The following is a 13,639-nucleotide window of genomic DNA, read 5'->3' as shown; positions in this document are numbered from 1 at the left end:
CCATTATCATTCTTCGTCCTCGAATATGGTATCCGCCATTCTTGTTTCTCCTTTGATATCAAATTTGGATATGGGTTTAGGATCGAAACGTAAGGTTTTTTCCCCAACATCGAAAACCGCATAATTTGCCTTTTTAACCGATTCATGAAAAGCCAAATCCAAACCAAACTCGTTGTTCTGTAATTGCAACAATTCTAAATTGGGTAAAGAAAGAATGGCATTGGGTACGGACCCACTCAACTGATTCTCAAAGAGGACCAAGCGATTTAAGCTCGTGAGATTTCCCAAACTTTCGGGAATCTTGCCTTTTATACTGTTGCTGCCTAATTCCAAACCTATCAGATTTGATAAACTACCAATAGTTTCCGGTATTTCCCCTTGTAACCCATTGCTAGACAAAACAAGGAATTTAAGATTGATCAAATTCCCCATACTAGAAGGTAAAACCCCTGATAGATCATTATCGAACAACTCTAAAATTTCCAATGATCGTAAATCCCCTATTTGTTCTGGAATAGGTCCCGACAGTTCATTTTTTCCCATTCGCAAGACCCTTAAATGTTTTAAAGATGTAATCCCATTGGGAATCTGACCCTTTAATTGGTTAAAAGCAACATTCAGGACCTGAAGGTTTTTAAGTTTTTGCATGGAATCGGGTAATTGACCCACCAGATTATTGTTGAATAAATTCAACCCAACAACATGATCATCTTTCACTTCAACACCATGCCATTTACTAACAGGTTTGTTCAGAGACCACGGAATTGTCCAATTTTCCCCATGAGTATTACGGTACAACTCCAAAAGCACTTCCTTTTCGCCTTGGGGCACTTTCGCATATGCAGAGAAAGAGATCAGTACAAAGACAAAAGGGCAAAATAATTTTTTTGCAATCATATGTTTTCTGCTATAGAACATTATAAATTTACCACTTTAGAACCCTAAAATAGGGATACTTGCCTTGAATAAACGCATTTTTAACGCATTTTGTTGTAAAAACCAATATAAATGTTGTAATAATACCTATACATATTGTAAGAATTTTATTTCTTTTTATGTTTTTAATGAATAAAATACAGATTTCATAAACGGAAAAATAAGTTAAAACATGGCTCATTTTATTCCTATTACTCCTTTATGTTGGCTATCTTAGAGTTATGAGATTTTCACTTTTAACTTTGGTATTAATCAGTCTTCCCTTAGCGACCCATGCTCAGGACACCATTGCGAAGAACAGTATTACCCAATTAAAAGAAGTAGTTTTGGTTGACTCTTTAAAAACCAAACAGGCAACGGGTATTATACCCTCGCGAATTATCGGAACCAAGGTTTTCCAAAATTACAGTCCAGTGGAAATGGTTGTATCACTGAACCAAATTTCCGGGGTTTATGTACTTTCCGGAGCCTTGAATACCAATCGTATAACCATTCGGGGTGTTGGGGCCAGAACTCCTTATGGCACGGACAAGATCAAACTGTATTATGACGGAATCCCCGTAACGAACGGCACCGGTTTTTCCTCTATCGAGGCCTACGACCTTGAAAACATGAATTCGATTGAAGTCATTAAAGGCCCCAAAAGTTCCGCTTTTGGTGCCAATTTAGGTGGGGCAATTATATTAAATCCCAAAGAAGCCCTACAGCAGTCAACGACCTTTAGAAACAATTTCACCGTAGGTTCATATGGGTTGATTAAAAATAATCTAGGTTTTACGCATGCGGATAATAAATTGGCCATGGAGCTACGTTATGGCCATATGTCGTTCGAAGGCTATCGAGAAAACAGTCACTTTAAACGTGATGGAATCTTATTGAACACTTCTTATAAAATTACTTCAAAAGACAAGATTTCATTATTGATAAACCATATAGATTATACCGCTCATATTGCAAGCTCTATCAGCCTAGCCGATTTTGAAGAAGATCCTACCCAAGCAGCATTTAGCTGGAAGGCGGCAAAAGGGTACGAAGCCAACGACTATACGCTGGCCGCCCTCTCATATTCCCATGATTTCACTTCCAAATTATCGAATACTACCAGTTTGTTTTATTCCTATTTGGACCATTACGAACCCCGCCCTTTTAATATTTTGGACGAATACACCAATGTTTATGGTTTAAGATCCCGTTTTTTAGGCGAATTCAAAATGGATGAACACACCGCCGAATACACTATTGGCACCGAATTATACAAGGATGAGTATCGTTGGGGCACCTATGAAAACCTTTATGAAAATAATATGGGGAATGGCAGTTTACAAGGGGATGCCTTAAGCGATAATAAGGAATTTAGGACCCAATTAAATGTCTTTGGTACCCTGACCATTCCATTTGCCAATTATTTTTGGGGACAACTGGGATTGAACATCAACAAAACCAAGTACGATTTTAGGGATATGTTTTACACCGGTATAGAGAATACCAGTGGAAAACGTTCTTTTGATGTTATTGTTTCCCCAAGCCTTGACTTAAAATATATCTTTTACCCGAGGCAAGAGATTTATCTGAACATCAGTCGGGGATTCTCTAACCCAAGTCTGGAGGAAACTTTGACTCCTGACGGAGTAATAAATCCGGATATAGACCAAGAAACCGGTACCAATTATGAACTTGGCAGCGAATTATTCTTGGATAACAACAATCTTAAAATCAATGTGGCCCTTTACCGTATGTCCATTAAAAATCTATTGGTGGCCCAACGCATTGGAGAAGATGAATACATTGGGAAGAATGCCGGAAAAACCAAACACCAAGGCGTCGAATTGGATATGGAATATAATTTAAAACCCACCCCGAAATTTCAATTCACCCCTTTTATAAGTTACTCGTACAGTAACCACAGGTTTGTTGATTTTATTGATGGGGACAATGATTTTTCAGGAAATCCCTTGACCGGTGTTCCCAAACATCGTTTTAACAACGGTATTCAAATGCAGTGGAAAAATGGTATCTATTGTAATTTAACACACCAATACGTTAGCGGTATACCTTTGACGGACTCAAATACTTTATATAGCGATTCCTATAATCTGCTCCATGCACGTTTGGGTTATAAAAAAGAAGTCGGTCAGAATTTGACGATAGGATTAGATTTGGGGATCGATAATATAACCGATACCAAGTATGCCCGCTCGGTATTGATCAATGCTATTGGCTTTGGAAGTAGCGCCCCCCGTTATTATTACCCTGGAAACGACCGGAATTACTACGGAAGCCTTCTGTTGAATTATAAACTATAATACACCTTTTCATGCGATGTGTATTAACTTAATACTAAATATAGATTCGTTAAAAACCCAATCCAATGACCTCGAAAATCATTCAAAGACCTTATTGGGTCCTTTTTTGGTTATTGTTATCAATAACTGCATGCAAGACCCAAAAACCTAATGTAGATTCAACATTGGACAAGGGTATAGATCCGGTTCAAGGAATCAAATATAGTGGTGGGTCTAGTGGTATGGAACAAATTTCGGACCACTCTTATCTAGTGGTTTACGATTCAAAAAGGAACACAACAAAGGTTCGTTTAGGTTTGATCAGAGTAACCGATAAATCAATATCGGTTTCTCCGATACAAATTCACCAATGGGACAAAGAAGGAATTTCAAATGATCTGGAAAGCATATGCGCCGTTCCAGGTAAGGACAATGAATTTTTACTTGCGGAATCAGGAAACTGGGAAGGTCGGTTAGGACGGATGTTCCACATTAAAGTGGATACTTTGAATTTGAACGCTACCGTTTTGGGTAGTGTAAAGATTCCTATGCTATATAGAAACGATATGAACTCGGTGGGTGACCAATATGAAGCCATTATGGCTTTGCCTTATGACCATCAACATCGAATTATAATACTTGGGGAACGAGGAGGTTCAAAAAACAACCCTCACGGGGTGGTTCGATGGGGCCTTCTGGATATTGACGATCATACATTCCAAATGAGCAAGGAAGGACAAGCAGGAATCGGTGTTAACGTTCCTGGCCAATGGACTCATAAGAAAACAAAACGGGACATTACCGATTTTCATGTAGACCCTGAAGGCGGCATTTGGGCCGCCGCATCGGAAGACCTAGGAGACACGGGGCCTTTTTATTCCGTCATATACAAGTTGGGACAAGTAAACTTATCGAATAAAGAGCGACCATTTACGATTTTCAGAACCATAGACATTTTCAAAAACGTCAACGGATTCAAAATAGAAGCTCTTTCAGGGCCTTGCAAGGGCATAATGGGCTCCCATTCTTTTGGAACCGAGGATGAAATATACGGAGGGATTTGGCGGCCCATAAACATTGAATAAACCACCGAAAACCCTTCGAAGAAATTTTATATTCCCACAAAAAAGGATATAAAGACCCAATCAAATATGGCGTATTTGATAGAAGGTCCTACTCCATTCGCTGCAACCAAGTACGCATATCGACCTCTTTGTGTATAATGGCCTTAAGTTCTGAAATGGCAACACGCTGCTGCTCCATGGTATCACGATGACGAATCGTCACGGTTTGATCTTCAAGGGACTGATGGTCAACGGTAATACAAAAAGGAGTGCCTGCGGCATCCTGTCTCCTGTAACGACGGCCAACAGCATCTTTTTCATCATAGGTAACGTTGAAATCCCATTTAAGGTCCTCAATGATCTTGTGGGCAATATCCGGGAGACCGTCTTTCTTAACCAACGGCAGAACAGCGGCTTTTGTAGGTGCCAGTACAGCAGGCAGTTTCAATACGGTCCTTGTTGTATTGTTGTCCAACTCTTCCTCTTGCAATGAATGGGAAAAGACAGCCAAGAACATACGGTCCAAACCTATGGATGTTTCAACAACGTAAGGCACATAGTTCTCCTTAAGTTCCGGGTCGAAATATTGTAATTTTTTACCTGAAAATTTCTCGTGTTGACTTAAATCAAAATCGGTCCTGGAATGTATTCCTTCCAATTCTTTGAATCCGAAGGGGAACCTAAATTCTATATCTGCCGCGGCATCGGCATAATGGGCCAATTTTTCATGGTCGTGAAAACGGTAATTATCTTCCCCCATACCTAATGACAAATGCCATTTCAAACGATTTTCCTTCCACTTTTCGTACCATTCTTTCTGAGAGCCGGGACGAATGAAGAATTGCATTTCCATTTGTTCAAATTCGCGCATCCTGAAAATGAACTGCCTGGCAACGATCTCATTTCTAAAGGCTTTTCCGGTCTGTGCTATCCCAAAAGGAATTTTCATTCGGCCGGTTTTCTGTACGTTCAAGAAATTGACGAAAATCCCTTGAGCTGTTTCCGGTCTTAAGTAAAGGTCCATCGCACTTTCTGCTGAAGCACCTAATTTAGTGCCGAACATTAGATTGAATTGTTTAACATCGGTCCAGTTCTTGGAACCGGACATTGGGCAAGCTATATCCAACTCCTCGATAAGACTTTTTACATCGGCAAGGTCCTCGTTTTCCAACGACCTACCCATTCTCTTTAAAATGCTGTCCGCTTTCTCCTGATACTCCACTACCCGTTGGTTGGTGGCAAGGAATTCTTTCTTGTCAAATGCATCACCAAATCTTTTAGCTGCTTTGGCAACTTCTTTTTCGATCTTGGCTTCGATCTTGGCCACATGATCCTCGATCAAAACATCTGCACGGTATCTTTTTTTGGAATCCTTATTATCTATCAAAGGGTCATTAAAGGCATCAACATGGCCAGAGGCCTTCCAGGTAGTAGGATGCATAAATATAGCGGCATCTATCCCAACAATGTCCTCATTGAGATGCACCATGGCTTTCCACCAATATTCCCTTATGTTCTTTTTGAGTTCGGAGCCGTTTTGCGCATAGTCATAAACAGCACTTAAACCATCATATATTTCACTGGATTGGAATACATAACCATATTCCTTTGCGTGTGAAATTACCTTTTTAAAATCGTCTTCTTGTTTTGCCATTTGGCAAAAATAGAATATTCCCCTAAAAGCATAATGCTATTTTAACTGAAATTCTGCAGAGTCTAACAATCTTTCGTCTTCAAAGATATTGAGGATATAGTTTCCAGGGCTCAATGAACCTTCTGGTAATGTAATAAAATCGCACACCTGGGTCTCTTCACCCATAAAGATTAGCTCTACCCGTTTACTATACACGTTACCATTTACTGTAATAGTATTCGCATTATCCTCGATTACACCCATATTTGGGCCCAAGAACTGAAAGTACAACACCTTTTCCTGTTGTATCATCGTTGGATCGGCCATAATGGTTACGCAACCGCGTAATTTCTCTATGGTAGAGGCTTTGTTGGTCCTAAGTGGCTTACCTCCCCTCAATCTAAAACTAGAACCTTCGGCTCCTTGAAGTTTAAGGTAACTTTTAGTTTTAAGCTCTTTGTTCAGCTCCAATATTTTTTGTCGCTGAAGGGCTTCTGCCTTTGCGATTGAACTACTTGCTTTTCTTAAAGCTTCCAACTGGGTCTGCGACTCTTCGACTTTGTTGGTAAGAAGCATATTATTATAACGCAAAAAGTTGTTCTTGAGTTTAAGACTGTCGTTCTTAGCCTCCAACCTACGTAACTCAGATTTAAACTCCCGCAGTTTGTCTATGGTGAAAGTAAGCCTTCCAACAGAATCCAAAAGCTGCTGCACCTCATATCGTGCACCTTGGATCTCTATCTCGTTCACTTCATTCAGTGCGGTAAGTCTATCAACATCGGCTTTCATTAAAGTCAAATCCTTTACAAGGATTTCTTTTTCCTTTTCCAAAAAACTGATTTCGTTTTCAGATTGGGCATAACTATAATAAAAAGCAATAAGGATACCTATGATCACAGCAACCAAAGCAGCAAGAATAATCTTGTAATTGAATTTATTATCTTGTCCGTCCATTAATGTAAAGTCGGCTTTAAGTAGGTTATTAACTTGAGAATTGTGTATTCTAAGCTTTCAAAGATACTAAATGACATCAACTCAATCCTTCTACCTAACGTGTGTTTTGGATGTAATGCACGTTTATTCAGAGGAGAGAACCATTTGTGTACCGTTTGTCGAAATCAATTGCCACTCACCGATTATAGCTTTAACGTAGAAAATGCGGTTGACCGTATTTTTTATGGTAGAATTAACATTAAAAAGGCAAATTCTTTCCTTTTTTACATCGAAAAGGGAATCGTAAAAAACTTGATTCACCATTTAAAATACAAAAACCAAGAACAGATCGGGACATTTTTAGGCGATTGGCATGGCCAAATTATAGCTGAAAACGATTTTTTGGAATGCATTGATTATGTAGTTCCCGTACCCCTACATAAAAAGAAGTTGAAAAAACGGGGGTATAATCAGGTTTCGGCTTTTGGAAAGCGCTTGGCCCATCATTTGAATGCCTCTTTTTTAGAAGATGCCCTGATCAAGACCTCGGATACCAAAACACAGACAAAGAAAAGTAGAATAGCACGTTGGCAAAACAATAAGGCCTTATATGTAACCAACAAACCTGAACTTCTAGAAAATAAGAAAATCCTCTTGGTAGATGATGTTATTACAACCGGTGCCACAATGGAAATTTGTGCCAGCACACTTAAAGAAATTCCAGGCATCACCATTTATATTACCAGCATGGCCGTAGTACCCCTAACATAATCTATATTTTAGAAGGATAATGTGTAAGGTATGTTAATTCTTCAAGGCATTTTCCAAATTATGTGTTACTTTGCCCCATAGATATCAAATTAGATGTTCAAACGACTTTTCGCATACATTTTTCTCTTTTTTATTGCCGCTGCCCTAGTGCAATGTGCTAAACGTGGAAGGCCGACAGGAGGCCCAAAAGATGTTGATCCCCCGGTTTTACTGAAAGCTGAACCAGAAAATATGACCACTGGGTTCAAGGCCACCAAAATAAGACTGTATTTTGATGAATTGGTTAAGTTGGAAGACGTACAGGAACAACTCATCGTATCCCCACCACTTAAATACACCCCTATCATTACACCTCAGGGAGGTGCCAACAAATTCGTTGAGATAACCATTAAGGATACCCTTCAAGAAAATACGACCTATACCATGAACTTTGGACAGAGCATCGTAGACAACAATGAAGGTAACCCCAATAGCTTTTTAACCTATGTTTTTTCTACGGGAAGCTATATTGATTCACTTGAGTTAAAAGGAGCCATCAAAGATGCGTTTAATCGCAAAGCCGATGACTTCGTCAGTGTTATGCTCTATGAAATAGATACAGCCTATACGGATTCTACCATTTACCATAAACCACCCAACTATATAACCAATACCTTGGATAGTGCGGTCATTTTCACTTTAAGAAACCTAAAGGCCGGAAAATATGCATTGTTCGCCTTAAAGGATGAGAACAAAAACTATATGTTCGACCAAAATCTGGATAAAATTGGCTTTCTCACTGATACACTTTCCATACCTACGGATTCTACTTATCTCTTGACACTTTTCAAAGAAACCCCAGATTATAAATTATCCGTACCGAGCCTTGCTGCAAGCAATAAAATCATTTTCGGTTATTATGGTAATGGAGAAGATATTGATATATCCCTATTGAGCGAAATACCTGATACGGTCAAAACCACAATATTAAAAGAAAGGGACAAGGATACATTAAATTATTGGTTCACCCCTTTTGAAATGGACTCCCTCATTTTCACGATAAAAAACGAAACCTTGAAAAACATAGACACCTTTACGATTAAAAAGCGTAAGGTAGAATTCGATTCTATGAAAATACAGGCTAGTCAGAGCGGAACTTTGGACTTCATTAACCCCATGTACATTGAGACCAATACCCCATTAGTAGCCCTTGACACCTCTAAAATCGGCTTTATCAACAAAGATTCGCTTAATGTCGTTTTTACGGCTACTTTGGACAGTACGGAAAACAAAGTTGATTTTGATTTTAAAAAAGAAGCAGAAGAAAACTATGTACTACAACTGTTTCCGGGGGCCATTACAGATTTCTTCGGAACTCAAAACGATACCCTGAACATACGGTTGTCAACGAAAAGCTATGCCGATTTCGGCAATTTAAGCATGACGATTGTAGCTCAACCCGAAGATTACCCAATGGTTGTTCAATTAACCACCGAAAAAGGGGATGTAAAACGCGAATTGTATGCCGAAGAACCTAAAGTATTCGAATTCAATCATCTAGAACCATCCAAATACCTTGTTCGTGTGATTTTTGATACCAATGGAAATCAAAAGTGGGATACAGGGAATTATCTGAAAAACATTCAACCGGAAAAAGTCTCTTATTACCCAGATGTTATCGAAGTAAGGGCAAATTGGGAATTGGAACAGACCTTTACGATTTCAAAGTAAACCCGTCACGATCTTGTAAAAACTTAAGTTTACCCCTTGATTTGGAAACATGGTTTTTGTTCAATGTGGCATAGAGAATAGTTTCGGTTTCTGCGTACACGATCTGTTCCCCTAGGCAATCATAAACGGCCGAATGTCCTGAATATTCGTATCCGGCATTGTCAAAACCACAACGGTTTACACCAACACAATAAGACATGTTTTCTATGGCCCGGGCTTTCAATAAGGTGTCCCAAGCCAAAATCCTAGGCTTAGGCCAATTGGCTACATATACCAAAACATCATAATCATCATTGTTTCTGGCCCAAACCGGAAAACGTAGATCATAGCAGATCAATGGATAAATCCTAAAACCCTTATAACCCATAATCAAGCGTTCAGTACCGGATGTATAGACCTTGTCTTCACCTGCCAAGGTAAAGGTATGGCGTTTATCGTACTGCGAAACCGTACCGTTTGCTTCCACAAAAAACAACCGATTATAAAAGTCCCCACTATCATAAAAAGGAATACTCCCCATTATAGCGGTATCATATGTTTTGGCTTCCTTTAGCATCCAATCGATGGTCTTTTGACCTTCTTCCCTATCTACATTATCGGGAGTCATAGTAAACCCGGTAATAAACATTTCGGGCAGTATTACCAGATCGGTATTCTGAGGTAGTTCTTTTAATTTCTTCGAAAATTTTGCCCTGTTTTCTTTTGGTGACTCCCAAATCAGAGGAGTTTGGACCAGGGCTATATTCAATTCAACATTATCCATATATCAATCAAAATAAACGTTCACCCCATTATTTTTCACCATGGTGTACAATTGTTTTACTTGGGATTCAAGAATACGGTCTTTTGATAATTCTGGTAACTCGTTAATATTGAAAAATGCAGCACCGTCCATATCAAAACCAGGCCGTAAATCCCCTTTTTCAACATTACATAAAAAAATCAATTTATAAATATAAAAGGGTTGCGGGGGATGGGGATGCATTCGCTTATCATAAACTGCCAATAAACGATTCACCGAACATTGAAGGCCGGTTTCTTCTTCTATTTCCTTAACGACCACTTCGGAAGGGGTATATCCTATATCTGCCCAACCGCCGGGAATCGTCCATTTACCATCAATTTTCTCTTTGGCCATTAAGATTTCACCCACATTGTTCAGGACAAACCCACGAACATCTACCTTTACGGTTGGATAATCTTTTTCGGGCATAAAAAAATCAGAGAGAACCCTTAGGGGCTTTTGCGACATATGGCTTAACAACTCTAGACTTATTTTACGAAGCTCTTCGTAACGCTCCTTATTGTATTCATCTTCGGCATAAACCAGCCCGGTATCTGCCAATGCCTTTATACGTTTTACAAACTCAAGATTTTGGTCATCTTTCATAGACCAATATTACTCATTTTCCAGCAATTCGATAAGTATAGGGTTTTCACCGATTTTTGCATGGTCCAAGGCTGTAAAGCCACGGGCATCCTTTTTACTAACATCTGCCTTATTGGCCAATAATACTTTGACGACTTCTTCCTTATTGGCCGAAACGGCATAAATCAACGATGTTGCACCTGTGGCATTCTGTGAATTCACATCGGCACCTTGTGTTATGAGTTCTTTGACCATTTCGGTATGCCCTTTAAAAGAAACACCTAATAGAGCTGTATTACCCGACCCATCCTTAGCTTCTATATCAGCTCCGTTTTCTAGTAAAAAACGTGAAATTTGTGCATGGCCATAGTAGGTCGCCAATATCAAAGGCGTTGAGCCCCTTTCATCTTTGGCATTCAGCAACCTAGGATTTGATGAATATATCCCAACAACCTGTTCTAAATTTCCATTCCTGATTTCATTGAAAAAATCCCGTATTGTGTATTCCATAAGAATAAATATAAAAAAACTATCACACCAATATATGACCGATGTGATAGTTTTAGGTATTGATAATCCGGCTAAAAAAATTACCGAACGTTTTTAGAACGCATATTATTCCAGATCAAACCGATCTAGGTTCATGACCTTAACCCAGGCAGCAACGAAATCTTTTAAGAACTTTTCTTTATTATCATCTTGCGCATATACCTCTGAATAGGCACGCAGAACGGAATTGGAACCGAAAACAAGATCCATACGGGTCGCGGTCCATTTTAAATCCCCGGTTTTTCTATCCCTTATCTCGTAAAGCGATTTACTAGCCGGTTTCCAAACATTGCCCATGTCTGTAAGGTTCACGAAAAAATCATTGGTTAAGGCACCTTCATTATCTGTAAATACCCCGTGCTTGGTCCCCCCATAATTGGTTCCCATAACACGCATTCCACCAACCAAAACGGTCATTTCCGGTGCTGTAAGTCCCATTAATTGTGTACGATCCAACATCATTTCTTCAGGACTGACTACATAATCCTTTTTCATCCAATTGCGGTAACCATCTGATAAAGGCTCTAGCGGGGCAAAAGAATCGGCGTCGGTCATTTCATCTGTTGCATCTCCACGGCCCGCCGAAAAAGGTACGGTAATATTGAAACCAGCCTCCTTGGCAGCTCGTTCTACCCCAATATTGCCTGCTAATACAATGGTATCGGCTACACTAATACCGAATTCTGCAGCAATTGGCTCAAGGACAGACAACACACGTGCCAAGCGTTTCGGTTCATTACCTTCCCAATCTTTTTGAGGGGCCAGTCTTATTCTAGCTCCGTTGGCACCACCACGCATATCCGAACCACGGAAGGTTCTTGCACTGTCCCAAGCAGTAGAAACCATATCAGGAATAGATAAGCCTGTTGCTCCGATTTTAGCCTTTACGGCCTCCACATCGTAATCTGTTTTCCCTACGGGAACCGGATCTTGCCAGATTAAATCTTCTTGCGGCGCATCTGGTCCAAAATAACGTGATTTTGGTCCCATATCCCTATGTGTGAGTTTAAACCAAGCCCGAGCAAAAGTATCTGAGAAATATTCTTGATCAGCCATGAATTTTTTAGAGATTTCCTTGTAGATAGGGTCCATTTTCATGGCCATATCCGCATCTGTCATCATAGGGTTATGGCGAATGGATGGATCTTCGACATCTACAGGCCTGTCCTCTTCCTTAATAGTTACGGGTTCCCATTGCCATGCCCCGGCCGGACTTTTACGCAGTTCCCATTCATGCTTAAAAAGCATTTCAAAGAACCCTCCGTCCCATTTGGTCGGATGGGTGGTCCAAGCACCTTCAAGACCAGAAGTCACGGTATATCTACCTACGCCCGTTTTATGTGGATTGGCCCATCCCAGTCCTTGAGCTTCGACCGGAGCGGATTCTGGATCTGGACCCAAAATGCTTGCGTCACCATTACCATGGGTTTTTCCAACGGTATGTCCCCCTGCAGTCAATGCAACGGTTTCTTCATCGTTCATTGCCATACGTGCAAAAGTCTCTCGTACTTGAGCAGCGGTTTTTAATGGATCTGGCTTTCCGTTTACTCCCTCTGGGTTTACATAAATCAATCCCATTTGTACGGCAGCCAATGGATTTTCCATAGATTCAGGATTATCCACATCGTCATAACGCTCATCACTTGGTGCCAACCATTCTTTTTCAGCCCCCCAATACACATCTTTCTCAGGGTGCCAAATATCTTCTCGGCCAAATGCGAAACCATAGGTTTTAAGTCCCATACTTTCATATGCAATGGTGCCTGCCAGTATGATCAAATCTGCCCAGCTAACCTTGTTACCATACTTCTTTTTAATAGGCCATAATAACCTTCTGGCCTTATCCAGACTAACATTGTCCGGCCAAGAATTCAAGGGAGCAAAACGCTGGTTCCCTGTTCCACCACCACCACGACCATCCGCAATTCTATATGAACCGGCAGCATGCCAAGCCATACGGATCATTAGGCCACCATAATGTCCCCAATCTGCCGGCCACCAGTCTTGGCTATCGGTCATTAGCTTATGTAAATCTTTCTTTAACTCCTCTACATTCAACTTCTTCAACTCCTCGTGATAATCAAAATCCTCACCTAGAGGATTTGTTTTGGTATCGTGCTGGTGCAAAATATCCAAATTGAGAGCGTTCGGCCACCAATCCATCACCGACGTACCGGTCGCTGTGATACCGCCATGATGAAACGGGCATTTTCCTCCACTGTTCACTTCTGAAAGTGTACTGTCATTACTGTTTTTTGGATCCATTACTAATCTTTTTTAATTTTAATTCTTTATATACTAGCTATTTAAAGTAATATTTATAGGTATTTAAAGATACGACATAGAATAACAACCAAACCGGATTTATTATATTTATAGATTATAGAGTGAT

11 protein-coding genes are annotated in these 13,639 nt (G+C 40.0%); 4 read left to right on the top strand and 7 right to left on the bottom strand.

Features of this window, described 5'->3' with window-relative positions; genetic code table 11:
- Nucleotides 1-6: 6 nt before the first annotated feature.
- Nucleotides 7-897, bottom strand: coding sequence for a hypothetical protein (locus tag R3X28_RS03335; protein WP_317662381.1), 891 nt, complete (start codon nucleotides 895-897; stop codon nucleotides 7-9).
- Nucleotides 898-1,157: 260 nt separating this feature from the next.
- On the opposite strand from R3X28_RS03335, the gene R3X28_RS03330 reads away from it, so the two are divergent.
- Complete coding sequence (locus R3X28_RS03330) at nucleotides 1,158-3,239, top strand: TonB-dependent receptor family protein (protein ID WP_317662379.1); 2,082 nt, start codon at nucleotides 1,158-1,160, stop codon at nucleotides 3,237-3,239.
- Between the two features lie 65 nt (nucleotides 3,240-3,304).
- A complete protein-coding gene (locus tag R3X28_RS03325; protein ID WP_317662377.1) occupies nucleotides 3,305-4,303 on the top strand; it encodes a hypothetical protein in 999 nt (332 codons plus the stop codon).
- An 88-nt stretch (nucleotides 4,304-4,391) separates the two neighbouring features.
- Here the strand turns inward: R3X28_RS03325 and R3X28_RS03320 are convergent, their stop codons facing one another.
- The gene (locus tag R3X28_RS03320; protein ID WP_154363265.1) at nucleotides 4,392-5,936 is read right to left on the bottom strand and encodes a glycine--tRNA ligase; all 1,545 of its coding nucleotides are present in this window, start codon (nucleotides 5,934-5,936) and stop codon (nucleotides 4,392-4,394) included.
- Nucleotides 5,937-5,972: 36 nt separating this feature from the next.
- Complete coding sequence (locus R3X28_RS03315; protein WP_154363267.1) at nucleotides 5,973-6,869, bottom strand: hypothetical protein; 897 nt, start codon at nucleotides 6,867-6,869, stop codon at nucleotides 5,973-5,975.
- Nucleotides 6,870-7,037: 168 nt separating this feature from the next.
- Here R3X28_RS03315 and R3X28_RS03310 point away from each other — a divergent pair, with 168 nt between their 5' ends.
- Both R3X28_RS03310 and R3X28_RS03305 read left to right on the top strand, forming a co-directional pair.
- Entirely contained in the window at nucleotides 7,038-7,619 is a 582-nt protein-coding gene (locus R3X28_RS03310) for a ComF family protein (protein ID WP_154363269.1), read from the top strand.
- A gap of 93 nt (nucleotides 7,620-7,712) precedes the next feature.
- Nucleotides 7,713-9,329 carry an Ig-like domain-containing protein gene (locus R3X28_RS03305; protein ID WP_317662373.1) on the top strand — a complete coding sequence of 539 codons (1,617 nt, stop codon included), beginning with the start codon at nucleotides 7,713-7,715 and terminating at the stop codon, nucleotides 9,327-9,329.
- Here R3X28_RS03305 and R3X28_RS03300 read toward each other — a convergent pair.
- The 4 genes from R3X28_RS03300 to katG all read right to left on the bottom strand — a co-directional run bounded on the left by R3X28_RS03300 (nucleotide 9,313) and on the right by katG (nucleotide 13,512).
- A complete protein-coding gene (locus tag R3X28_RS03300; RefSeq protein WP_317662371.1) occupies nucleotides 9,313-10,092 on the bottom strand; it encodes a nitrilase family protein in 780 nt (259 codons plus the stop codon). The two genes, R3X28_RS03305 and R3X28_RS03300, sit on opposite strands and share 17 nt — an antisense overlap.
- Nucleotides 10,093-10,095: 3 nt before the next feature.
- The gene (locus tag R3X28_RS03295; protein ID WP_317662369.1) at nucleotides 10,096-10,719 is read right to left on the bottom strand and encodes an NUDIX hydrolase; all 624 of its coding nucleotides are present in this window, start codon (nucleotides 10,717-10,719) and stop codon (nucleotides 10,096-10,098) included.
- Nucleotides 10,720-10,728: 9 nt separating this feature from the next.
- Nucleotides 10,729-11,208: an ankyrin repeat domain-containing protein gene (locus R3X28_RS03290; RefSeq protein WP_317662367.1), complete on the bottom strand. Its 480-nt coding sequence runs from the start codon at nucleotides 11,206-11,208 to the stop codon at nucleotides 10,729-10,731.
- A gap of 105 nt (nucleotides 11,209-11,313) precedes the next feature.
- Entirely contained in the window at nucleotides 11,314-13,512 is a 2,199-nt protein-coding gene (katG, locus tag R3X28_RS03285; RefSeq protein WP_317662365.1) for a catalase/peroxidase HPI, read from the bottom strand.
- Nucleotides 13,513-13,639: the final 127 nt, after the last annotated feature.

Source organism: Maribacter sp. TH_r10, assembly GCF_033101095.1.
GTDB lineage: Bacteria > Bacteroidota > Bacteroidia > Flavobacteriales > Flavobacteriaceae > Maribacter_A > Maribacter_A luteus.
This window is presented reverse-complemented; position numbering and strand designations above follow the sequence as displayed.